Annotated in this window: 17 protein-coding genes; 12 read left to right on the top strand and 5 right to left on the bottom strand. The window is 58.6% G+C overall.

All coding sequences use genetic code 11. The annotated features are described in order from the left end of the window. Positions 1–8 precede the first annotated feature (8 nt). The 8 genes from LOC68_RS21630 to LOC68_RS21595 all read left to right on the top strand — a co-directional run bounded on the left by LOC68_RS21630 (position 9) and on the right by LOC68_RS21595 (position 10,958). The gene (locus tag LOC68_RS21630) at positions 9–896 is read left to right on the top strand and encodes a MotA/TolQ/ExbB proton channel family protein (RefSeq protein ID WP_230222594.1); all 888 of its coding nucleotides are present in this window, start codon (positions 9–11) and stop codon (positions 894–896) included. 696 nt (positions 897–1,592) lie between these two features. Next, positions 1,593–2,735, top strand: a complete 1,143-nt coding sequence (gene recA, locus LOC68_RS21625) for a recombinase RecA (RefSeq protein WP_390623431.1) — start codon at positions 1,593–1,595, stop codon at positions 2,733–2,735. Between the two features lie 318 nt (positions 2,736–3,053). Beyond that, a complete protein-coding gene (gene alaS, locus LOC68_RS21620; protein ID WP_230222593.1) occupies positions 3,054–5,867 on the top strand; it encodes an alanine--tRNA ligase in 2,814 nt (937 codons plus the stop codon). Between the two features lie 198 nt (positions 5,868–6,065). Further along, complete coding sequence (locus LOC68_RS21615) at positions 6,066–6,278, top strand: BON domain-containing protein (RefSeq protein WP_230222591.1); 213 nt, start codon at positions 6,066–6,068, stop codon at positions 6,276–6,278. A 189-nt stretch (positions 6,279–6,467) separates the two neighbouring features. Next, positions 6,468–6,992, top strand: a complete 525-nt coding sequence (gene tpx, locus LOC68_RS21610; RefSeq protein ID WP_230222589.1) for a thiol peroxidase — start codon at positions 6,468–6,470, stop codon at positions 6,990–6,992. A gap of 162 nt (positions 6,993–7,154) precedes the next feature. Further along, positions 7,155–8,621, top strand: coding sequence for an AsmA-like C-terminal region-containing protein (locus LOC68_RS21605; protein ID WP_230222587.1), 1,467 nt, complete (start codon positions 7,155–7,157; stop codon positions 8,619–8,621). A gap of 40 nt (positions 8,622–8,661) precedes the next feature. Next, positions 8,662–9,168, top strand: coding sequence for a TspO/MBR family protein (locus tag LOC68_RS21600; protein WP_230222585.1), 507 nt, complete (start codon positions 8,662–8,664; stop codon positions 9,166–9,168). A 176-nt stretch (positions 9,169–9,344) separates the two neighbouring features. Beyond that, positions 9,345–10,958, top strand: a complete 1,614-nt coding sequence (locus tag LOC68_RS21595) for a methyltransferase regulatory domain-containing protein (protein ID WP_230222583.1) — start codon at positions 9,345–9,347, stop codon at positions 10,956–10,958. Positions 10,959–10,994: 36 nt separating this feature from the next. Here the strand turns inward: LOC68_RS21595 and LOC68_RS21590 are convergent, their stop codons facing one another. Beyond that, positions 10,995–11,957 carry a deoxyhypusine synthase family protein gene (locus tag LOC68_RS21590; RefSeq protein WP_230222581.1) on the bottom strand — a complete coding sequence of 321 codons (963 nt, stop codon included), beginning with the start codon at positions 11,955–11,957 and terminating at the stop codon, positions 10,995–10,997. 356 nt (positions 11,958–12,313) lie between these two features. Between LOC68_RS21590 and LOC68_RS21585 the strand changes: the two genes are divergently transcribed. After that, a complete protein-coding gene (locus tag LOC68_RS21585) occupies positions 12,314–14,839 on the top strand; it encodes an ATP-binding protein (RefSeq protein WP_230222579.1) in 2,526 nt (841 codons plus the stop codon). On the opposite strand, the gene LOC68_RS21580 is transcribed toward LOC68_RS21585, so the two are convergent. From LOC68_RS21580 to glgP, 3 genes are all read right to left on the bottom strand, one after another. Next, positions 14,817–15,215 carry a zinc-ribbon domain-containing protein gene (locus LOC68_RS21580; protein WP_230222577.1) on the bottom strand — a complete coding sequence of 133 codons (399 nt, stop codon included), beginning with the start codon at positions 15,213–15,215 and terminating at the stop codon, positions 14,817–14,819. The genes LOC68_RS21585 and LOC68_RS21580 overlap by 23 nt on opposite strands. A gap of 121 nt (positions 15,216–15,336) precedes the next feature. After that, positions 15,337–17,250, bottom strand: coding sequence for a pyruvate kinase (locus LOC68_RS21575; RefSeq protein WP_230222575.1), 1,914 nt, complete (start codon positions 17,248–17,250; stop codon positions 15,337–15,339). A 276-nt stretch (positions 17,251–17,526) separates the two neighbouring features. Beyond that, positions 17,527–19,728 (bottom strand): alpha-glucan family phosphorylase, encoded by a 2,202-nt coding sequence (gene glgP / locus LOC68_RS21570; RefSeq protein WP_230222573.1) that lies wholly within the window; start codon positions 19,726–19,728, stop codon positions 17,527–17,529. A 369-nt stretch (positions 19,729–20,097) separates the two neighbouring features. Between glgP and LOC68_RS21565 the strand changes: the two genes are divergently transcribed. The 3 genes from LOC68_RS21565 (at position 20,098) to LOC68_RS21555 (ending at position 22,274) form a co-directional block, all read left to right on the top strand. Continuing rightward, complete coding sequence (locus LOC68_RS21565) at positions 20,098–21,153, top strand: acyl-CoA dehydrogenase family protein (RefSeq protein WP_230222571.1); 1,056 nt, start codon at positions 20,098–20,100, stop codon at positions 21,151–21,153. Between the two features lie 23 nt (positions 21,154–21,176). Next, entirely contained in the window at positions 21,177–21,839 is a 663-nt protein-coding gene (cysC, locus tag LOC68_RS21560; protein WP_230222569.1) for an adenylyl-sulfate kinase, read from the top strand. Positions 21,840–22,049: 210 nt separating this feature from the next. Further along, complete coding sequence (locus tag LOC68_RS21555; RefSeq protein ID WP_230222567.1) at positions 22,050–22,274, top strand: BON domain-containing protein; 225 nt, start codon at positions 22,050–22,052, stop codon at positions 22,272–22,274. Positions 22,275–22,367: 93 nt separating this feature from the next. Here the strand turns inward: LOC68_RS21555 and LOC68_RS21550 are convergent, their stop codons facing one another. Continuing rightward, on the bottom strand, positions 22,368–22,811 hold the full coding sequence (locus LOC68_RS21550) for a DoxX family protein (protein ID WP_230222565.1): 444 nt from the start codon (positions 22,809–22,811) through the stop codon (positions 22,368–22,370). Positions 22,812–22,851 lie beyond the last annotated feature (40 nt).

Genomic DNA, 22,851 nt, shown 5'->3' with positions numbered 1-22,851 from the left:
AGGTTCCCATGACACGATTTTCGTTAACTCAGCGATACGTCGCGCTCCTCCTCTTCACCTTCCTGCTCACCGCAGGCGTCGGCGTCGTCGCCGCTTGGGCGCAAGAGAATGACGCCGCCGCGACCGAGGAAGAGCCTGCGCCGACCGCGAACGAGTCGGGAGCTTTGCTCGAAGAAAAGCTGGGAGACGACAATCAGCTTCACCTGGTCGCGCTGATCCTGAAGGGCGGCCAAATGATGATCCCGATCGGCTTGATGTCGGTCTTGGTCGTCACCCTCGCCTTTGAACGCGCGATCGCGCTTCGCCGCGGACGGATCATTCCGCCCAATCTGGTCGAAGGCTTGGAAGAGCTGCAAGACTCGCCGCAAGGCTTTCAACCGAAAGAAGCGTATCGCTTGTGCAAGAAGTATCCGTCGGCGATGGCCAGCATCGTCGAGTCGATGCTCTCGCGCATTGGGCGTCCGCAAGCGGAAGTGGTCCACGCGGTGAACGAAGCGAGCGAACGGGAAGCGGACCGTCTATATGGTAACGTCCGCTGGCTGACGCTCGCCGCCGGCGTGACGCCGCTGATGGGTCTTCTGGGTACGGTCTGGGGGATCATCTGGGCGTTCTACAAGACGACGCAGCTCGACATCGGCGGCAACCGCGCCAATCAACTGGCCGAAGGAATTTACGTCGCGCTGGTCACCACGCTCGGCGGTCTGGTCGTCGCGATCCCGGCGGCGATCTTGGCCCAGTACTTCGAGAGCCGCATCATCAATCTCTTCCACCAGATCGACGAACGCCTCTTCAGCCTGCTGCCGGCGATCGAAGAGTTTGAAGGCAAGACCCGCATCCACCAGCACCATCTGGATGAAGAAGCGGAAGAATCGACGCCGGAACAGATCGCGTCGTAAGAGATGCGGACACCCCTGCCCTGGCTCCCAACTTTGTCTGTTGACAAAGCGCACGGAGTTGTGGTCGATTTCGTAAAGCCCTCGCGAGCTTATGCGCTCCCGATCTTGGCTCTGGGACGAGCCGTCTTGCGGCCAGGCTGACCTCTCGTTTTCGCTACGAGAATTTCGCGGCCCAGTTCCGCGCCGGACGATGCTGCGCGCTGCCGAATCACCGGCGCGATAGGGAACATGCGTCGGTGGAGAAAGCCCGGGCATAGAACGAAGATGAAATGGAACTTTCCAAAGTCAGGCGAAAAAAACGCGCTACGGTCCAGTCCACTCCCGACCGAAAAAAGCGCGCTGCGGTCCAGTCCAGTCCGGATCGGGAGACATGCTCATCCCGCGAAGACGCGGCAAGAGCATGGCACCAGGCACCAAGCACTACACGTCAATCTTGACGCAAACTACCCGTCTTCTCATTTCCTGGCCCCAAGAAAAAAATTTCGGATTCTCCCTGGGCGGTGACCAACCGTGTCTCAGGGCGCCCCGATACTTCTTTTTAGTCAGCGGCAAGTAAGTGTTGACATGTACACCATACAGGCGTACACTGTCCATCCGTTTAGTCGATGCGGACTAAGGATGCTTGCCAGCGGACAGGACATTTACCATAAAGGAGCCCGGAAAATGGTCACTGCAACTGCTTCCAAGAACGGACGAATGGCGAAAAAAGATACCAGCAAAACCAGCAAGAAAGCTGCTGCCGACAAGTCTCCCAAGGGAGAGCACAAAGACGTCGCCGCCATGCTGGCGAGTAACGCCGTTCTGAAAACGACGCTGCAACAAATCGAAAAGTCATTTGGCGAAGGGGCGATCATGCCCCTCGGCTCGAGCCACCAGGAGATCCAAGGGATCCCAACCGGTTCGCTGTCGCTCGACTTGGCGCTCGGCGGGAAGGGACTACCCCGCGGACGCATCATCGAGATCTTCGGCCCGGAATCGAGCGGTAAAACGACGATCGCCCTCCATGTGATCGCCCAAGCCCAAAAGGCGGGCGGCATCGCGGCCTTCGTCGACGCCGAACACGCGTTGGACCCGAGTTGGGCGAAAAAACTGGGCGTCGAGCTCGAAACGCTGCTGGTCAGCCAACCGTCGAGCGGTGAAGAAGGCCTGCAAATTACCGAAATGCTGGTCAAATCGAACGCGGTCGACGTGATCGTGGTCGACTCGGTCGCGGCCTTGGTTCCCCGTGCGGAACTGAACGGCGAAATCGGCGATTCCCACGTCGGTTTGCAGGCCCGCTTGATGAGCCAGTCGATGCGTAAGCTGACCGGCATCATCGCCAAGTCGAAGACGATCGTGATCTTCATCAACCAGATTCGCGAAAAAGTGGGGGTGATGTTCGGCAGCCCCGAAACGACCCCGGGCGGTCGCGCCTTGAAGTTCTACTGCTCGTGCCGCGTCGACGTCCGTCGCATCGGCCAGCTGAAGGATGGCGAAGACGTGGTCGGCCAACGCGTTCGCTGCAAGGTGGTGAAGAACAAAGTCGCGCCTCCGTTCCGCGTCGCTGAGTTCGACATGATGCACACCAACGGCATCAGCTACGAAGGGGACATCCTCGACCTCGCCCTGGAACAAAAAATCGTCGCTCGCAGCGGGGCCTGGTTCCGTTACGGCGACACGCAATTGGGCCAAGGAAAAGAAAAAGCCCGCACCTTTTTGCTCGAAAACCCCTCGATCACCGAGGAATTGAAGGCCAAGGTGCTGGCCGCGGCCGGACACGGCGGCGAAAAGCTGTTTGAAAAGGCTCCGGTCGAGAAGCCGGAAGCGGAAGACGAAGAAGAGTACCAAGAAGAGCTATAGGCCCCTCCTCCGCTGCGTGCGGCTGAATCTCCGCAGTCGACATGCAGGACCGGGAGTTTGTTTTGAGTTGAGCAACGAGACTTCCTCCGTTTGGACGTCGGCGGGCTCCATCCGACGTCCGTGACCAAAGAGGCTTCCGGTTCGCATCACCCGGAAGCCTCTTTTTTTTGCTAGCCGCAAACCTTTCCCGCCTAACCCGGTCCTACTCTATAGCGGGAAGTCGGCCTCCGCGCCGCCTAGCCGATTTGCCCTTCAGGGCTTATCATAACCCCTTTAAACAGCACTATTTGACTCTTACTGGCCCGGCCTGATTTCGCCATGAAGACCGACGAATTACGCGAAAAGTACCTCAGCTTCTTCGAAACCAAGGGGCATGCCCGCCGCGCGAGCGACGTGCTGGTGCCGACCTGGGATCCTTCGGTCCTCTTCACCCCGGCCGGGATGAACCAGTTTAAGGACCATTTTCTCGGCCGCGTGAAGCTCGACTTCACCCGCGCGACCACGTGCCAGAAGTGCTTGCGCACCGGCGACATCGACAACGTCGGTCGCACCGCGTATCACCACACCTTCTTCGAGATGCTGGGCAACTTCAGCTTCGGCGACTACTTCAAAGCGGAAGCGATCACGTGGGCGTGGGAATTTCTAACCGATAAGAAGTGGCTCGGTCTGCCGGCCGATCAACTTTCTGTCACCGTCTACAAAGACGACGACGAAGCGGCCGACTATTGGCACGAAAAGATCGGTCTGCCGACCGCCCGCATTCAACGTCTGGAAGAAGACGAAAACTTCTGGCCCGCCAGCGCGCCGAGCCAAGGTCCCGACGGCGTCTGCGGTCCGTGCAGCGAAATCTACTTTCACCCGAAAGGGAGCAAGCCGGTCGAGATCTGGAATCTCGTCTTCACGCAGTTCAACCGCGTCGGCGATCCGCCGAACAACCTGGAGCCGCTGCCGAGCAAGAACATCGATACCGGCATGGGTCTTGAACGTACCGCGGCGACCTTGCAAGGAGTGACGACCAACTACCACATCGACATCCTTCGTCCGATTGTCGAAGCGGCGGCCGAAATCTGCGGTGTGAAGTACGTGCCGGAAGAAGACAACGGTCGTCGACTCCGCCGCATCACCGATCACATTCGCGCCTGCACCTTCGCGATTCACGAGAACGTCTATCCCGGCGCCAACAAAGAGAAGTACGTCATCCGCCGGTTGCTCCGCCGCGCGGTTCTCGACGGTCACCAAATGGGTCTCCGCGAACCGTTCGCCTATCAGCTGGTCGACAAGATCGCCGAGATGATGAAGGTCCCCTACCCGGAACTGCAAGAGACGACGCAGCGCGTCGCGAACGTCATCAAGACGGAAGAGGCGAACTTCCTTGATCGTCTCGACGAAGGTCTCGCGCGTACCGAGAAGGTCTTCGCGACGATGCGCAAAGAGAACCTGACCGTCGTCAACGGCGTTGAAGCGGCGGAACTCTATCAAACCTATGGCTTCCCGCCGGAATTGTTTGAACAAGTCGCCGCGGAGAAAGGGCTGACCTTCGACTGGCCCGGCTACAAGGAAGAGATGGAGAAGTTCGGCGAAGCGACCGGACGCGATACCATCGAACTGTTCGGCTCCGGCCCGATCGAGTCGCTGAAGAACACGCTCCGCAAAACCGACTTCGTCGGCTACGACCAGAGCGATGCGGACGTCACCATCAAAGGGATCGTGGCGAACGACGAAGACGGTACGACCAAGCTGGTTGACGATTACGACCAACTCGGCGCCGAACACGAACTGATCGTCGTCACCGACTGCACGCCGTTCTACGGCGAATCAGGCGGTCAGGTCGGCGACACCGGCGAGATCGTGGGCGAAGACTTCCTCTTCATCGTCACCGACACGCAGAAAGATAGCGACCTGTTCCTGCATCGCGGTTATCTGGCCAACGGCAAGATCAGCAGCAACACCGACGCCAGAGCGGTCGTCAGCCAACGCCGGTGCGGCGTTCAGCGGGCTCACTCGGCGACCCACATTCTGCACTACGCGTTGCAGAAGCACCTTGGCGAACACGCGCAGCAGCAAGGCTCAAAGGTCGACGAAGATTGGCTGCGATTCGACTTCAGCAACATGAGCGCCGTCACGCCGGAACAACTCGCGGCGATCGAAGAAGACGTCAACGAACGGGTCGCTGCGGGAGAAACCGTCAAATGGGAAACGGTCCCGTTGGCGAAAGCTCGCGAACTGGGCGCGATGATGCTGTTCGGCGAAAAGTATCCCGACCCGGTGCGTCTCGTCTCGATGGGAACGTTCAGCCGCGAACTGTGCGGCGGCACTCACCTGACCAATACGTCGCAAGTCGGCATGTTTGAAGTGATCAGCGAAGAAGGCCCGTCGGCTGGCGTTCGCCGCATCGTCGCCCTGACCGGCGAACGAGCGAAGCAGTATCGTGAACAAGTCGAGTCGGCCCTCGGCGGAATCGCCAAGTCGCTCGGCGTTCACATGCTCGACGTTCCGGAAGCGATCAAGCAACTGCTGCAATACGTCCGCGATCTGAAGAAAGCGGCCGGCGGCAGCGGCAAAGCGCCGGAAGCGCTCGCTGCGATCAGCACCAACGCGAAAGCGGCGGCGCCTGACTACACGCAGCAAAAAGAGACGCTGAAAGAATCGGCCCGTATGGTCAACGTCGGCATGTTCGACGCCGAAGCCCGCGTCGCGGCGCTGCTGGCCGACGTCGAATCGCTGAAGAAAGATATCGCCGCTCGCGCCGAAATGGGCGTGCTGACCGCGGACGATTTGCTCGCCAAGGCCGAAACCGTCGGCTCGACGAAGCTGATCGTCGCCGAAGCTCCCGGAGCCGGTCCGAACGAAATGCGCGGGCTGATCGACCAGTTACGTAAGAAGGCGGCCCCATGTGCGGTCCTGCTGATTGCCGCCCAGGGTGAAGACAAGGTGATGATGGTCGCCGGTCTGAGCGAAGATGTCGTCAAGTCAGGCGGCAAAGCGGGCGAATGGGTCAAAGCGATCTCGACCATCGTCGGCGGTTCCGGCGGCGGTCGTCCTGATATGGCCCAAGCCGGCGGTAAAGAGCCCGGCAAAATCGCCGACGCATTGGTCGAAGCCATTGCGTTCGGGAAGAAGATGCTCGGCTAGTCGCACGCCGAAATCTTTTCCCAGCTTGAATCTGTCCGTCCAAGCGGCGCCATCGTTATGATCGGCGCCGCTTCGCTAATTTCAGCGATAGATTCCGGGTTCTGGGCTCAATTCGCTCCGCTAGCACTGTCGATAGCAATAACTGGACAGCCTCACCGCGACGTTCTCCCCCCCGCTTATCCCAGTTAGAGCAGATCCATGGACCAAGCTGAATATTCCGCCAATGTGGAGCGCGTACTCGCCAACAATCCCCACTTCGCCGGACGCTCGCTCCGCTTTGAACAGCAACAAGACCGCATCGTGTTGAAAGGAAGCGTCTCCTCCTTTTTCCACAAGCAAATGGCTCAAGAGGCCCTTCGTCAAGCTGGCGTCGATCAGATCGAGAACCAGCTCGAAGTGAAGTGGGCCTAACACCAAATCTCGCGATACCTACGATGAATTGCGACAGCCCGCGGTCTTCGGCCCGCGGGCTGTTGTATTTCTTGGCCAAGAAGATTCGTCGCCAAACAAGTGCGCCCCCTTTCTAGGTCGCCGACAGCGCGAGACAATGCGGACGTTATCTACCCCCTCGCACGCATACTCAGCTCAGGAGAACCTCCCATGTCGCGAAAAGGCGCCGTTACGTTCAAAGGCAACCCGATGACTTTGGCCGGTGAAGCGGTGGAAGTCGGCAAGCCGGCTCCCGAATTCACCCTGCACAGCTTTGGTCCGGAAGGTCTGAAGGCGATCACCTTGGCCGACGTCAAAGGCAAGCCGACCATTCTGAGCGTCGTCCCGTCGGTCGACACCGGCGTTTGCGCGACCCAGACGCGCAAGTTCAATGAAAAGCTCGGCAGCTACGGCGACAAGATCAACGCGCTGACGGTCAGCGTCGACCTGCCGTTCGCGATGAACCGCTTCTGCGGCGCCGAAGGGATCGAGAATATCCAGAAGGGTTCCGACTATCAGACCCGCAGCTTCGGCAACAACTGGGGCATGCTGATGGAAGAACTAATGCTGCTGGCTCGCGGCTCGTTCGTCCTCGATGCGGACGGCAACGTCGTTTACGCCGAAGTCGTTTCGGAAGTGACGCAGGAACCGAACTACGATGCGGCGATCGCGGCGCTCGACAAGTGCCTGGCGTAGTCGCCCAGCGAAACGCGCATAACGGAAAGAGCGATCCCCCGGGATCGCTCTTTTTTTTGCATTTGCCCCAATTTTGCCGACCGGAAGGTTTTCCCAAGCGTCCTCCGGCGTATTAAGATGAAACGCTGACGACTCCTTCCCCCTCGGACGTAGGTGATTCCGATGACGGACGAAACGCCCAAAAAGCGAAGCTGGTTCTGGTGGATCTTTTGCGCGTTCGGAGCGATTGTCCTCTTCGTCGCCGCGCTGCCGACGCTGGTCTCGTATCGACCGCTCACGCAAGGCGGTTTGAGCGCCGTCCTCGCCGCCTCGGAAGTCGAGGTGATGGTCGATCGCGTTTCGCTTGGTTGGCTGACGCCGACGCGGATCGAAGGGCTCAAGATTCACCAGCGGGAAGACAAGTTTGAAGTCTCCGTGCCGAAGATGAGGAATGACGTTTACTTCTGGCAATTGATCGTCAATCCGCGGCAGTTGGGCAACCTCGAAATCATCAAGCCTAACCTCCACTTCATCATTCAGAAGAAAGAGGACAGCCTGATCGATTCGGTCGCCAGCGAACCGGCGCCGATCGACCAAAAGAACCTGAGCGAGGCGCTCAATCGGCAGGTCTCGGTCGAAATCCAAGACGCAACCCTCTCGGCCAATCGTCCCGGCGGCGCCGAGTGGAAGATCGAACACTTCGATCTCTCCGGTCACTTGACTCCCTCCACGGACGATCATGGACCGCTGTTGAAGTTCGATCACATCCAAGCGATGCATCACTTCAAGCTGACCGAAGAGATGTGCGACGACCTGCTGAAGTACGCCGTGCCGATCATGCACGGCGTGACCAACGTCAATGGCGAAGCGTCGCTCCGCTTTGAAGAGTGGGAGTTCCCGCTCGACAATCCGAAAGCGGGTAGCGGGCACGGTACGCTGGAAATCCATCATGCGTCGCTCATCGCCGGGCCGGTCGTTCGCTCCGTGACCGATGCGCTGCAAATGGCGCCGACGGTCCAAATCGCCGACAACTGCCAGGTCGACTTCAAGCTAGAAAATGGTCGCATCTATCATGACGGTCTGGAGATCGGATTGCCCAACTGTCGCGTGAAGACGAGCGGTTCGGTTGGACTCGATGATACGCTCGACATCCTCTGCGTGATCCCCGTTCCGCTCGACAAAACCATCAACGAAGAGACCCCGATTCTCAACATGCTGCGTGGCAAGACCCTGCGGCTGAAGATTACCGGGACGTTGCAACAGCCGATCGTCGGCCTTGCCGATTCGCCGGAGAATATGACCGAGACGCTCCTGGGCAACATCCAGGACGGAGACATTCCGGTCGAAGAGGTGTTGGGCGCAGCGACTGGGATGCTGCGACGGATGCGTGAGGAGATGCCGAACAATCCGCTCCAGCGTCTGCGCACCAATCCTGATCCGCAAGCCGATGTGCCAGAGACTCCTCCCATTCCGCGACCACTGGGAGGCTTGTTCGATCGACTGCGGCAAGGGATTAGCGGCGCGATCGAAAATGGTCCGCCGTTGGAAGAAGAGCCTCCCCCACCGCCGCCGGAACCAGAGAAAAAACCATCCTCCGGAGCGCCACCGCCACCCCGCCCGGAGTCTCCCAGCAGCGGAATCGATCTCTAACAATAGAGAATCGATTCACCGGGAATTGGACGAGATTGCGATGGATGCGAAAGACGAGTCCCCTTCCTACGCCGTATCAACGCAGATCGTAGCGTTGATCTTGGCAGTCGGCTTCTGCGTTGCGGTCGGCGTCGTCGGCGCGGTCTTCACCACTCCTAAGATTCCAACGTGGTACGCGGGCCTGGAAAAACCAAGTTGGACGCCGCCGAATTACCTCTTCGGCCCGGTCTGGACGACGCTCTACATCTTGATGGGGATCGCCGCCTGGTTGGTATGGCGCGGCGGAAGTTGGACCGCCACGCGTGCAGCACTCACAGCGTTTGCGGTTCAGTTAACGCTGAACGCAATCTGGTCGCCCCTTTTCTTCGGCCTCGAAAGCCCGCTCGTCGGGCTGATCGTGATCGTTCTCCTCTGGCTGATGATTGGGGTGACGATCTACGGATTCGCACGTCGAGCGACGCTGGCCGCACTGCTGCTCGTCCCCTATTTTCTGTGGGTCAGCTACGCGAGCTGTCTGAACTTCGCGATTTGGCGATTAAACGGGTAAGTCCACGGCGCCAAACGTCACAATCGGCGCATTTCGCCTATCCCGTGACGTAAGGCGGGCGAACCTCGCCGATTTGTCGGGTTTTCCGCAGACAAATCGCGGGAGCGTTACGAAAATGAAGGGACTAGTCACCCCCTCTTCCTTACTCGCCCCCTGATGTGGAGTCCAGCGTTCTGATGACGGCTGAAACTATGCAGATGAACGAAAGCCTCGAAGCGGCGCACAACAGCTACGATATCGTTCCCTATCCGAGCCATCCCTTCCGCCAAACGCACCCGGAACGCCTGCACGCCTTGGGTCGCTTGTTCGGAATGACCCCGGCCGACATTCGCCATTGCCGCGTGTTGGAAATTGGCTGTGCCGGCGGCGGCAATATCATTCCGATGGCCGAACTGCTGCCGGAAAGCCAGTTCATCGGCATCGACTTGTCGCAGCGCCAGATTGAATCTGCCAAGGCGAGCATCGAGAAGATTGGGCTGACCAATATCGAAGCGAAACATCTCGACATCATGGATGTCGATGAGTCGCTCGGAAAATTCGACTACATCATTTGCCACGGCGTTTACTCGTGGGTTCCGCCGGAAGTTCGCGACAAGATTCTCGAGATCTGCCGCTCGCACTTGAACCCGCAGGGGATTGCGTTCGTCAGCTACAACACGCTTCCCGGCTGGCATCTCCGCGGCGCCATTCGCAACATGATGAACTACCACACCCGCGCGCTGACCGATCCGAAGAAGAAGGTGCAGCAGGCGCGGGCTCTACTGGAGTTTCTCGCCAGCAGCGTCGGCGCCGAAAACGGCGCCTACGGCAGCATGATTCACTCCGAATTGAACATGCTCAAGAAGCAGTCCGACAACTACCTCTACCACGACCACTTGGAAGCGAACAACTACCAGTTCTACTTCCATGAGTTCATTGAAGAGGCGAACAAGCACGACCTGCAATACCTGGCCGAAGCGCATCTGGCCACCATGTGGACCGGCAACTTCCCGAAGGAAGTGGCGCAAACGCTCGAACGGGTCGCCCCCGATATCATTCAGCGCGAGCAATACGCCGACTTCGTCCGCAATCGCATGTTCCGCCAGACGCTGCTTTGTGCGAAAGGAACCAAGGTCGACCGGGCGCTCAATGAAAATGCGATGAACGGAGCCTGGCTCAGCTCGCCGATGCGACGGGTCGAGAATCCGCCGGAAAAGCAGTTGCCGGAAAACACCATTTCGTTCCGCAACATGCAAACCAACCAAGGTCTGAACACGACTGATCCATTGATGGCCGCGGCGATCGACTTCATCGGGGCGAACTTCCCCATGGCCGTTTCGTTTGACGACCTGGTCGCTCATATCGAAGCGAAAGCGAGCGAAATGGGAACTGCCGATCCGGTCGCAATTCGACGCGGCATGGCGAACAACATGGTCCACATGATGGTCGGCGGTCTGATTGACGTCTCTTACACTCCCAGTCTCTGCACCAGAGAGGTTTCCGTTAAACCGAAGATCTCCGGCGTTACGCGTCTGCAAGCGTTGAGCACCGATCGCCTCACCAACGCGCGGCACGAGACGATCAAGCTGGACGACTTGACGCGACATATCGCAGGCCTGATGGACGGCGAAAAGACGCATTTCGAGATTCGCAACGGTCTCAAGGAGATGCTGCGAAACGGGACGCTGACGATGCGTAAAGATGGCGAACCGTTGCCAGCCCCCGAAGGCGAAGTGTTGGAGCAAATCGCCGCCGAAGCGGTGGCGAAAGCGCTCGATCGCCTGCGGCAGGCGGCCATGTTAATTGGCTAGCCGTCCTGCCGGTCAAAGAAAAACAGTGCTGGGGCGTTATTGCCCCAGCACGTAAGCGAACATGAGCGGCGCGACGATCGACGCGTCGGAGTTGATCATGAACTTGTCGGTGTGGACGTCCAACTTGTTCCACGTGATCTTTTCGTTCGGCACGGCGCCGCTGTAGGAACCGAACGACGTCGTCGAGTCCGAAATCTGGCAGAAGTAGCTCCAGTAGCTGACGTCCAGTTCCAGATCTTGGATGATGAGCGGTACGGCGCAGATGGCGAAGTCGCCGGCGATGCCGCCGCCGATCTGATAGAAGCCGATCGGGTGATCTTTCTGGTACTTCAGGTACCACTCGACCAACTCTTGCATCTGAGCGGTCCCCGGCTTTAGCACGTTGTGCGATTTGACGGTGCCGTCAATCACGCGGGCGGCGAAGATGTTACCCATCGTCGAGTCTTCGTAGCCTGGCACGTAAACCGGAATCTTGGCGTCGAACGCCGCTTTCAGCCACGAGTCTTCGACCGGAACCTGGTAGTACGGCTCCAGCGCGTTGGCTTCGAAAAGCATCCGGAAGTAATCGACCGGCGAATGCTGCTCTCCCTTTTCGCCCGCTTCGACCCAGCGTTCGGTCAACAGGCGTTCCAAGTGGCGGACGACCGTTTCCGGAATGCAGGTGTCAGTAACGCGATTGAATCCTTCGTCGCGCAGGTCCCGTTCCGCTTCCGGCGACAGGTCGCGGTAGTTGGTGGCCAGCTTGTATTCGTTGTGCGCCACCAAATTGAAGACGTCTTCTTCCAGATTAGCGGCGGTGCAGCTGATCGCGTGGACCTTCCCCTGGCGGATCATCTCGGCAAGCGAAACGCCCAGTTCGGCGGTGCTCATTGCCCCAGCCAAGGTAACCATCATCTTGCCGCCGTTTTCGACGAAAGATTTGTAGGACTTCGCCGCATCGAGCATTTCTCGAGCATTAAAATGGCGGTAATGGCGTTCCATGAACTGCGTAATCGACATCGCGCACAAGCCTCAGTGGGAAGATTGCCGAAAGGTACTTTGGGAAAGCTCGACAGTATATCACCGCTTGGCCCCCCAGACGAGAACGGGTAGCTGCGGGAAATAAGTCCAAACTGTCCATACCGCATTCGACCTGCTAGGCTAAATGTTCGCCGATTCGGTTCGCCCCGAAACATCGGGGCATACTGATAAAACCGGACGCCGACCGAGTCGACGCACAAGACTTCGGTTAGTCGCATGTAAGAATTACGTAGTAAGCCGACACCCGCATTTTGTCGGCCCTAATCGATGCGCCTTTTCGACGACTGTCCTATCCTTTGCGTTGAAAGCTTGTTTCTTGCGTAGGGGCAACGCACATGAAGCTTACGACGAAGTTCTATTCGTTACTAATCATTTTGGTGGTTAGTATGTTGCTGCTCGGCTACCTCGCAAGCCGACAGGCGTCGGACGTTCTCCGCAACGTCATCGTCAGCCGTTCGGCCGGCCAGGCGCAGTCGGTGATCGACGAGATCGATCGCATGGTGCACGCGAAAACGGCCCAATGGAGGGCCTATTCCGAATCGCCCCAGATCCGTCAGGCCCTGATCGAGTCTAACGCCGAGTTCGCCGAGCTTAGCGACATCCAAGGCACGATCGACGAGCGCGATCGACAATGGCGAGCCCATGATCCGGAAAGCGAAATACTGTCGAGCGAAATCGACGCGTCGCCGCTGTCGAAAGAACTCGCTCGCCAAGTCGCGTTGCTCAATGACGAATATGGCGCCGCCGAATATGGCGAAGTTTTTCTTACCAACCGCTATGGCGCCAACGTCGCCGAAACGAACCGCACTTCCGACTATCGCCAAGACGATGAAGTGTGGTGGAAGGCGGCGGCGAAGGAAGCGGTCTACGTCGACAACGTCGCGTACGACGAAAGCGCCGGCGAGTATGCGATCAGCCTTTGCCTGCGCGTCGATGACGCCAACGGCGATTTCCTGGGCGTGCTGAAAACCGTCGTCTCGCTGAATGAAATCATCGACGTGATCGATCAACGCGCCTCGCAAGATTCCGTGCTAAACGTTGCTCTGATCGACTCCAATCAGAAGTACATCTACCACTCCGCCGAAAGCACCCGCACGCCGCTCGACCAAACCTCGCCGCTGGAAGGCTTGGAATTCACCGCGTACGGGCCGACGCAGCGAATCTATGAACATGCCGATCCGACCGGCAAACGCATTCTGTCCGTCGTCGCCGAGAGCCGAGGTTCGGGAAAATTCGCCGGGCTTGGCTGGCAAACGATCATCGATCAGTCGGAAAGCACCCTGATGGCGCCGCTGACCCGATTGCGGTGGAACATCTTCGCGATCGCGATGCTGCTGGCGACCGCCGTTCTGGCGATCAGCTGGGTCGTCGGCAATCGTTTGCGGACGCGCATCTCGCGTTTGTCGCATGCCGCGAAGCGAATTGGGGACGGGGAGTTCGGTTTGCAGGTTGATGACGAATACCATGACGAGCTGAACTCCGTCATCCGTCAGTTCAACGCAATGTCCTGGAAGATCGTCCATGCGCATGACGAGCTGCTCGCCGCACAGCATCGCGCCGAAGCGGCCAACGAGGCGAAGAGCCGCTTCCTGGCGACGATGAGTCACGAGCTGCGCACCCCAATGACCGCGATTCTCGGCTTTACCGAAAATCTGATGGAGTCGCCTGACTACGGTTCCGGGGAGGAACGCAACGAAACGCTTAGCACGATTCTTCGCAACGGCGAACACTTGCTGGGGCTGATCGACGACGTCCTGGACCTCTCGAAGATCGAAGCGGGGCGAACCGAAATTCACACGGAACTCTGCTCGCCCGGTCGGATCGCCAACGAAGTGGCGAGCATCCTGAAAAAACGGGCTGCGTCGCGGCGACTTTCGCTCGCGGTCCGCTGCAAGACCCCGATCCCAGCCGAAATCGAAACCGACGCCCTGCGGTTGCGTCAGATCTTGATCAACCTGGTCGGCAACGCACTGAAATTCACCGAGAAAGGGGGAGTCACCCTCGAACTCTCGTCGACCTTCGGCGACGTCGGGCGGCGGATGTTGCGGTTCCGCGTGACCGATACAGGGCCCGGCATCCCAAGCGAAAAGCTGGAGTCGATCTTCGAACCGTTCGTGCAAGCTGACGATACGGTTTCTCGGTCCTACGGCGGCGCCGGTTTGGGACTCCCGATCAGTCGCCGTCTCGCCGAGTTGATGGGAGGTACGCTGATCGTCGAAAGCGCCATGGGGAAAGGCTCCTCCTTCACCCTCTCGGTCCCCGTCGGCGACATCGAAGGAATCCCCTTCGTCGAATCGATCGACGAGTGCATGACGAGCATGACGAAACCGTCGCATGAATTTCCAACGCATCTCGACGCCAACGTGCTGCTCGTCGAAGACAGTCGCGACGCGCAGCTGCTGATCCGCACCATCCTGGAACGAGCCGGCGCAAAGATTACGCTCGCCACCAACGGCGCCGAAGCGTTAGAAAAGATGGAGCACGCCGACCAAACCTCGCAGCAATTCGATCTGATCCTGATGGACATGCAGATGCCGATCATGGACGGATATACGGCGACCGAGAAGCTGCGAAAACAAGGCTACAAGTTGCCGATCATCGCGCTGACCGCTCAGGCGATGGAAGAAGATCGACAACGCTGCATCGACGTCGGCTGCTCCGACTATTCGTCGAAGCCGATCCACCGCAAGACGCTCTTGAAGAAGATCCACATGGCGCTACGCAGCCATCAGGCAGATCAGGAGAGCGCCGTTGCGACGTCGACTAACGGCAGCACGCAGTCAGGGCGTTTTACGGGCCCCTCCTCCGACTCAGACGCCGACGCCGCCGCCGATAGCGTTAGACCGATTCGGCCTCGATGATGTCGTCATCGTCGGACGGGGGTGCGATTCTGCTCTGTTGAGGACGAGCCGCCAGGCGGCGGGGACTCCTGCAACCCAGGCACTCGCCGTACTCGGCGGCGTTGTTATTGCCGCAGCGACCGCAGATCCAGGGTTCGATCAACGCGCGAATCTGTTCGCGGGGGATGTCGAGAATCTCGGTGCTGTACTGACCGCCGCACGAATAACATTTGACGTACTCGCCGACCGTGTTCATCGGAAACAGCGGAATGAAATAGAGGGTGAAATATCGCTGGACGCGCTGATGGCCGTATTCGGTGTCGCGGCGACAAGTGGGACAGAAGAAATCGCCGGACGCGCAAGTCGATTCACGGCCGGTAGATCCCCAAATGATCATGGGACGGTTCCTGTCGAGGGAGAGGAGAAAAAGCTTCTGTGTTCTAATCGCTGCAAACTGGCGAAGCAAACAGTTTTCGCGAGAAAACCGTCCGTCCAGCGAGCGGAACGAAGCCGACAGGCTACCCGTTCGATTCCGACGATTCGTCCCCCGCAGCTTCTTTCTCGGGAAGCTGACGCATATTCAGCTTTAGCAAGCGGGCGAATTTCTTGCGCTGATGCTCACCCATTCTCCCTAAGACGTCGATGAGAAACTCGAGCGTCTCGACGATATACTCCCCTTTGTTCAACATCACGCACTCGGCGCGACCTGCCATCGCCGCATCGGTGACGTCGCCGCGCGTCGGAACTCCGCTTTTGGCGAAACTATCGAGCACTTCGGTCGCCCAGATCACCGGCACGTGAGCCGCTTCGCAAATCCAGAGTATCTCTTCCTGGACTTCGCTCATGCGCCGGAAGCCAAGTTCGGCTCCCATGTCTCCCCGCGCTACCATCACCCCGACCGGCGAGCGCTGCATCGCGGTGAGGAGCAACATCGGAAGATTCCGAAACGCGTCTTGCGTTTCGATCTTGAGGACGACTCCCAGACGCTGCGACTCAAGCTGGTCGAGACGATCAAGCAATCGCTGAACGTCCACGGGATTGCGAACGAAGCTGAAGCCGACGGCGTCGGCATGTTGAACGATGAACTCCAAGTCGCGGTGATCTTTCTCGGTCAGCGAATTGAGACAAGTTGCATCGGTATCGGGAAAGTTCAACCCCTTCCCGCTCCGAATCTTGACCGCCCCCTTCCGAGCACGCGTTATCTCCAGCGTGACCTCTTGGTCGGTTCGCGACCGCACGATCGCCTCCATGTCGCCATCGTCGTACAGGACTCGCTGCCCGACCTGAACGAACGGCAGAATGACCGGAAGCGTGCAGCCGACAACGGCCGGCTGCACAATCTCGCCCGCTTCATTTCGAATGGCGTCGCGTCCCAACTCGTCAGACGCCGTCAGCACCAGGGTTTCGCCGGGGTGAAGCCGGAAACTCGCTTCGCCTGGCGAAGTCGGAATGGGGCGCAACCGGGTCTTGGCGACCCTTTCGTCCTGCCGATAAAGCTCAATTCTCGTTTTGACGGCGAAGCGTCCCGACTGCTCCGCCACTCCCCACGCGCCTGACGCGTCGCAATGGCGCACCTCCACGACGAGTTGCTCCTCATCGGATCGAACGAGGATACGATCCCCGACTTCAATCTTGCGAACAAACTTCTCTTTGAGCGTTAGAACGGAGTCTCCATCCCGTAGCGGAAATCCGGATGGTGAAATCGAAACGCCTCCGGCACGAACAACGATCTCCTGATTATCAGGAGCCCCAGTTTTCTCGATCTTCCTGTCTTGCGCGGTGAGCGGCCCCGTTCTTGGATTGGGACCAGCCAGATCCATGAACACTTTGCACGATAAGCCAAGTTCCTTTTCCGCGGCACGGAGATGATCGATCATCTGTCGCCACTGCTCAGCGGAGTCTTGCGAGCAATTGATCCGCATGACGTTCATGCCTGCAGCCAAGAGATCATGAATCAACTGCGGCCGCTGAGCCGCTTCGCTCGGCATGGTCGTCATCACGCTCACCTGACGCGGCGGCGGCAAATGCCCAAACAGGTCGGCGGCATGTTTTACCAACAGGGCCCTTCCCTGGCGAAAGCTCAACGCGGTATCGCCTTCCTCCTCCATAGGCGTTTGCTGGGCGACGGCTTGCAGCACCCGCAACACGGCGATGAGCGACGCTTCAACGTACGCTTCCATCCGACCTAAAGAACTTACGCCGAGTTCGTGCAATCGCAACTGCAGCGGCCGCAAGTCAAATTGGCGTGCGGCGACGTAGCGAACCAGGTTCTCACCACTTTCGCGCATATCGGCCGCCAGCCGATCCAATTGCAGTTGATGACGATCGACCATCTGCTGCGTCGCCGTTCGCAAAGTATCGACTTCGGCGATGAGCACTCGCGCTTCGTCTCGAAAATGACGCTGGCTATCGCTACCAGTGATCTCCGCCATCGCGGCTCTCCTTCAGCGTGCGGCGTACGTAAGAAACCTGATCTCGCCGATTCAATTCATCTTCGCCTATTGGGAGCCGCAGGTTCAGATACCGACGGACAATCTTAACATTCCACGTTCTCGCCACGAGCCTGCCGACGGACTGCGTGAGATTCGTAAGATCCGCTTGTACAAGAGTTTGTGAAACGTGGGCAATCGCGGCTTGTTTCGGCTATTCGCAAAAAAAAAGGCGCCTTGCCGAAACCGGCAAGGCGCCTTGGATAGTTACGTCCAACGTTAGAACTGGTTCATATCGCAGCTCAAGCCGCCGGCGGCCGGGACATACGCGTGGCGCGTGTAGTCCATCACCATGCGGTGAGCGCTGAATCGCCAGGCCAGCGTGCTGATCGAGTTCATCATGCGTTTGATCCATTCGCGCGGCAGTCCATCGACGTCGCGGTCATAGAAGAGAGGCACGACTTCGTCTTCCAGCACGCGGTACAGTTCGCTGCCGTCTCGAGCGTCCTGATGTTCGACCGAGCTGTGCGTTCGTCCATTGCCGATCGCAAAACCGTTGGCGCCGTCGTGAGCTTCCGCCCACCAGCCGTCGAGAATCGAGCAGTTCAGACCGCCGTTGAGGACGACCTTCTGACCGCTGGTTCCAGAGGCTTCCAACGGACGACGCGGGTTGTTCAACCAGACGTCGACCCCTTGGATCAAGTGGCGAGCGACGTTGATGTCATAATCTTCGACGAAGACGATCCGGTGACGGAAACGTTCATCGTTGCGAAGATTGAAGATGTCGCGAATCTTCGCCTTGCCCGGCTCATCCTTTGGATGGGCCTTGCCGGAGAAGATGAACTGCACCGGACGGGTCGTCGAGTTGACGATTTCGTCCAAGCGATCCATATCGTCCAGCAGCAAGTCGGCTCGTTTGTAAGTTGCGAAACGCCGCGCGAATCCGATCGTCAGGATGTTCGGATCGAGCAGCGTGCGAGCTCGTTCGACGGCGTCATCACTTTCGCCACGACGGCGACATTGGCGCGAAACGCGGCGACGGACGAACTGCAAAAGCAGGTTCTTCAGCGTCGCGTGGGTTTCCCATAGTTCGCCCGGATCGACGTTGTGGATGAACTGCCAAGCGTCCGCTTCGCCCATCCGGCCATACCAACCGCTGGGGAAGTGGCGATCGTACAACTGCAACATCTGCCACGCGACCCAGCTCGGGACGTGAACGCCGTTGGTGATGTGCCCGATCGGAATCTCTTCTTCCACGCGCCACGGCCAGAGATGAGCCCACATGCGTCGCGAGACGTGACCATGCAGCTGGCTCACCGCGTTGGCGCGGCGGGAAAGCTTCAACCCCAAGACGGTCATGCAGAAGGTTTCGTTCGGGTTCTGCGGTTCGACCCGTCCCAGACCCATCAATTGATCGTGTGAGATCCCCATGGCGTCGCGGAGCGGGCCAAGGTGCTCTTCAATCAACCCTGCGTCAAACCGGTCGTGACCGGCCGGAACCGGCGTGTGGGTCGTAAAGATGGTCTGACGCGCGACGTCGCGGAGGGCGTCGTCGTACGACAGTCCGTCTTCCACGATCCGTTCCCGCATCCCTTCCAGCGGAGCGAAGGCGCTGTGCCCTTCGTTCAGGTGGTAAACGCCGGGGGTGATTCCGAGCGCTTTCAGCGCTCGCATACCGCCGACGCCGAGCACCAGTTCCTGGCGAATACGGGTCCGCTCGTCGCCGCCGTACAAACGGCTGGTCAACTCGCGATCTTCCGGCTTGTTGCCGTCGACGTCGCAGTCGAGCAAAAAGAGCTTCACGCGACCGACGTTCATCTTCCAGACTTTGGCCTTCAACGTACCGCTGCGGGTTTCGAGCGTTACGGTGATCGGCGTTCCGTCGGGCGAGATCGCCGGCTTCATCGGCAGATTCTCGACCTTCGTGTCCATATATTCTTCATGCTGGTAGCCGTCGACGTCCAAGTGCTGCTTGAAGTAGCCCTGGTCGTAAAACAGCCCGATCGCGATCAGCGGAACGCCTAATCCGCTAGCACTTTTGACGTGGTCGCCGGAAAGAACCCCCAGACCGCCCGAATAGATCGGTAGCGATTCATGGATGCCGAATTCGGCGGAGAAGTAAGCGACAGGACGAGAACCAAGCACGCCGGCGTGAGTGGCCGACCAAGTATCCTTCGTCGTCAAATATTCTTTCAGCCGGCGGTAAGCGTGGTTAATGCGGCTGTAGAGGACCATTTCTGCGGCACGAAGCTCAAGTCGCTCCGGCGTAAACTCTTTCAGCAATGCGATCGGGTTATGATCGAGCTGGCGCCAACGAATTGGATCGAGGTCGCGGAAGAGGTTGAATACATCAGGTTGCCAAGTCCACCATAGATTGTTGGCCAACTCGATGCACTTGTCATAGAGTTTTTCGGCCGACAATTCAGCGACGACGCCAGTCACGGCGTCTGACTCGGTCTGCGTCAATTCTGCTTGACTCATAATCCATCCTTCGGCAGGCAATGCCTGAAACGCTTTGGAACTGGAGACTTAAGGCAAATGTACCTGTTCGCTATTGGGGATGCGACCCCAATCACTCCTACGAATCGGAAGCTGAAACCGAATGCTTGAAGCTATCTTCTTGCAGTCGCTGTCTCCTTTAGACATATCGCAGTAAGTTGGCGATAGCAACTAACTAATTTGGATTTGCTATCGCCGGCAACAGGTGGTTCGCCTTCCCCTGCGAAACGAGCGAACGCTCTTCGCTAGCGACGACGCACCGAAATGCGTACGATGACAGCTGATAGCAAATCGAATGCCTATCTTCGCCAAGTTTTATTTTCTTCTTGAAAATCGTCCGAAAGAATTGTCGTGATCCAACATCCAAGTGATCCCGAACTCGATCTCCTTTGCGAGCAACTTCATCAACTCGCATCCGAAGAGACGTGGCCCGCAACTTCTTTGCAGGCCTGCGGCGACGCCGGCGTCTATCGTTGGTTTCTCTCCGAAGAAGATGGGGGACTGGGATGGAGCGACGCCGATGTGGTGCGCGGCTATTTAAAGCTGAGCGCTGCCTGTCTGACGACCACGTTTATCATTACGCAGCGAACGGGCGCCTGCCGACGAATCGCCGGATCCTCCAATGAAGTCGCCCGTGAGCGGCTGCTTCCCGGTCTCGCCAGCGGGGCGACCTTCGCGACGGTCGGAATCTCTCACCTGACGACGAGCCGACGCCACTTAAGCAAGCCGGTACTCGGCGCAAAGGTTGACGGGGACAGCTTTTTGCTCGATGGTTACAGTCCCTGGGTCACCGGCGGCGTTTACGCCGACACGCTGGTCGTCGGCGCGACGCTGGAAGATGGCCGCGAACTTTTGGCTGCCGTTCCCGGCAACGCACCCGGCGTCACTGCCGAAAAGCCAGCCGATCTCGTTGGCTTGAGCGGCAGCGCGACCGGAATGGTGAAATTCTCGCAGGTTCGGATCGGCCCTGACGATTTGCTCGCTGGGCCGATGGAGAATGTCATGAAAGCCGGCGTCGGCGCCAAGACAGGGGGCTTAGAAACGTCAACGCTTGCGATCGGCTTGGCCAACGCCGCCGCTGCGTATATCCGCGAGGAAGCGGTGAAGCGGACAGAGCTCTCTGCCCCTGCAGAGTCATTTGCTCAGGAATTGAGCGACCTTGAGGCTGATCTGCTCTCGGCGGCAGCAGGCCAGCCCCTCTGCAGCACCGAGCAACTTCGGAGCCGCGCCAACAGCATTGCACTCCGCAGTACGCAAGCCGCCTTGTCGGCCGCTAAGGGAGCAGGCTACGTTACAGGCCATCCCGTCGGCCGCTGGTGCCGCGAAGCGTTGTTCTTTTTGGTTTGGAGTTGCCCCCAACCCGTACAACAAGCCAACTTGTGCGAATTGGCCGGCATCGTCGATTAAGCGAAGCGGAAGAAGTCATAGCGATGGAAAAAGTCGAAGTCACCTGGCACGACCATGCGGTCAGCCGTGCCGATCGGGAACGTTTGAATGGCCATCGTGGATGCGTCATTTGGTTCACGGGGCTCAGCGGTTGCGGCAAAAGCACAATCGCCAATCTCGTCGACCGTCAACTGCATGAGCGCGGCGTCCATACGTTTCTCCTCGACGGCGACAACGTGCGACACGGGCTCAATCCGTCGACGGCGATGTTGGCCGAGTCGCACGACGCCGACTTCGCAAAACGTTTCGGCTTGGGCTTTGGCGCCGCCGATCGTGAAGAAAACATCCGCCGGATCGGAGCGGTAACCGAGCTCTTCTGCCAAGCGGGATTGATCACTCTCGCCGCATTCGTCAGTCCCTATCGCAAAGATCGCGATCTCGTTCGCAAACGCTTGGAGGCGAGCGGTTCGCCGGGGGACTTTATCGAGGTCTTCGTCGACACGCCGTTGGAAGTTTGCGAAAGCCGTGACCCCAAGGGACTCTACAAGAAGGCCCGCGCAGGAGAGCTAAAAGGCATGACAGGGATTGATGATCCCTACGAAGCGCCGCTCCAACCAGAGATTACCTTGGCGGGCGGTTCAGCGCCGCCGGATCAACTTGCGGCAACCGTCATTGCACAGTTGATAGAACGAGGAATCGTCAGCTAATGTGACGCTAGCGAGAAGAGTTCGCGATAGGGCTAACATTTATAAAAAAATGGTTGACTCCGTCACCGGCAAAATCATACAACAACATATCCGGCGTAAAGCACCATGGAAGAAATCGCAATTGACGCTCGCTACGAATGAGTTCGCCGGAAACTCCCGCCAGTCAGGCAGCTCCCCCTGCAACGACTTGTCGCCAAGGAAGATCCACGGATGATTAGCTCGAACGTAAAAGATGTTCGCTCCCGCATTCGGACCGCTCTCAGCGCTAGTCCACTCTTTCCCCTCCGCCAACTTCAGGTCGAATATCACGACAACCGAATCGTGTTAGCCGGTCGAGTCGACAACTTCTATCAAAAGCAGATGGCGCAGGAGCTCGCTCGATCGATCTCGGCGGACATCGAGCTGATTAATACCGTCGAAGTCAGCCGCGGCTAAGCCGCATCTTTCGATTGGCGCCGTGAAAAAACGGAGCGCCGATCGATCGACCGACGCTCCGCCCCATCCTCGCCACGCGGGCGTTGCCTCCCTTTAGAAGCTCTCTTTTTCGCTTGTCTCCTGTTTCGCAGCGCCAGATCCATCGAGACTTCCCGCTCCCGATCCGTTGGCGATGATGAAGACCATTGCGCCCGCCATCGACAGGTTCTTCATGAACTGAATCGTCTGCATCTGCGCCTCCTGACCTTCCAGGTTCCAGAAGTCATGGAAGTAGTAAGTCGCCAGCGCCAGAAAGACTAGCAGCAAACTTGCGCCGACGCGAGCGTAGTAACCGGCCGCAACCGTCGCGCCGCCGACGATCAAAAAGACGATCGCTCCCGCCAGTAGGAAATGGGGCGCCGGAACGCCGGCCGAGGCCATGTACCCGGCGACCCCTTCGAAGTTCGGGATTTTGTTGCCAACGGCGCTCATCACGAAAATGGTCGCCAACATCACGCGGCCGCCGATCGAAACGATGGGAGTAATCGGATTGTGCATGGGAATCTCTCTCTCTTGCAAAGTAGCGTGGATGAAAATG

The sequence above is a fragment of the Blastopirellula sediminis genome (assembly GCF_020966755.1).
GTDB lineage: Bacteria > Planctomycetota > Planctomycetia > Pirellulales > Pirellulaceae > Blastopirellula > Blastopirellula sediminis.
The sequence above is the reverse complement of the archived record's forward strand: the minus strand, read 5'-3'. Positions and strand labels throughout refer to the sequence as shown.

Bases quoted from the DNA above. Each gene is read 5' to 3' on its own strand.
- tpx (WP_230222589.1), top strand. From the start codon at position 6,468: ATGTCGCGAAAAGGCGCCGTTACGTTCAAAGGCAACCCGATGACTTTG.
- LOC68_RS21575 (WP_230222575.1), bottom strand. From the start codon at position 17,250: ATGGCGGAGATCACTGGTAGCGATAGCCAGCGTCATTTTCGAGACGAA.
- LOC68_RS21580 (WP_230222577.1), bottom strand. From the start codon at position 15,215: ATGATCATTTGGGGATCTACCGGCCGTGAATCGACTTGCGCGTCCGGC.
- recA (WP_390623431.1), top strand. From the start codon at position 1,593: ATGGCGAAAAAAGATACCAGCAAAACCAGCAAGAAAGCTGCTGCCGAC.
- LOC68_RS21600 (WP_230222585.1), top strand. From the start codon at position 8,662: ATGGATGCGAAAGACGAGTCCCCTTCCTACGCCGTATCAACGCAGATC.
- LOC68_RS21630 (WP_230222594.1), top strand. From the start codon at position 9: ATGACACGATTTTCGTTAACTCAGCGATACGTCGCGCTCCTCCTCTTC.
- glgP (WP_230222573.1), bottom strand. From the start codon at position 19,728: ATGAGTCAAGCAGAATTGACGCAGACCGAGTCAGACGCCGTGACTGGC.
- LOC68_RS21550 (WP_230222565.1), bottom strand. From the start codon at position 22,811: ATGCACAATCCGATTACTCCCATCGTTTCGATCGGCGGCCGCGTGATG.
- LOC68_RS21595 (WP_230222583.1), top strand. From the start codon at position 9,345: ATGACGGCTGAAACTATGCAGATGAACGAAAGCCTCGAAGCGGCGCAC.
- LOC68_RS21585 (WP_230222579.1), top strand. From the start codon at position 12,314: ATGAAGCTTACGACGAAGTTCTATTCGTTACTAATCATTTTGGTGGTT.
- LOC68_RS21555 (WP_230222567.1), top strand. From the start codon at position 22,050: ATGATTAGCTCGAACGTAAAAGATGTTCGCTCCCGCATTCGGACCGCT.
- cysC (WP_230222569.1), top strand. From the start codon at position 21,177: ATGGAAAAAGTCGAAGTCACCTGGCACGACCATGCGGTCAGCCGTGCC.
- LOC68_RS21590 (WP_230222581.1), bottom strand. From the start codon at position 11,957: ATGTCGATTACGCAGTTCATGGAACGCCATTACCGCCATTTTAATGCT.
- LOC68_RS21605 (WP_230222587.1), top strand. From the start codon at position 7,155: ATGACGGACGAAACGCCCAAAAAGCGAAGCTGGTTCTGGTGGATCTTT.
- LOC68_RS21615 (WP_230222591.1), top strand. From the start codon at position 6,066: ATGGACCAAGCTGAATATTCCGCCAATGTGGAGCGCGTACTCGCCAAC.
- alaS (WP_230222593.1), top strand. From the start codon at position 3,054: ATGAAGACCGACGAATTACGCGAAAAGTACCTCAGCTTCTTCGAAACC.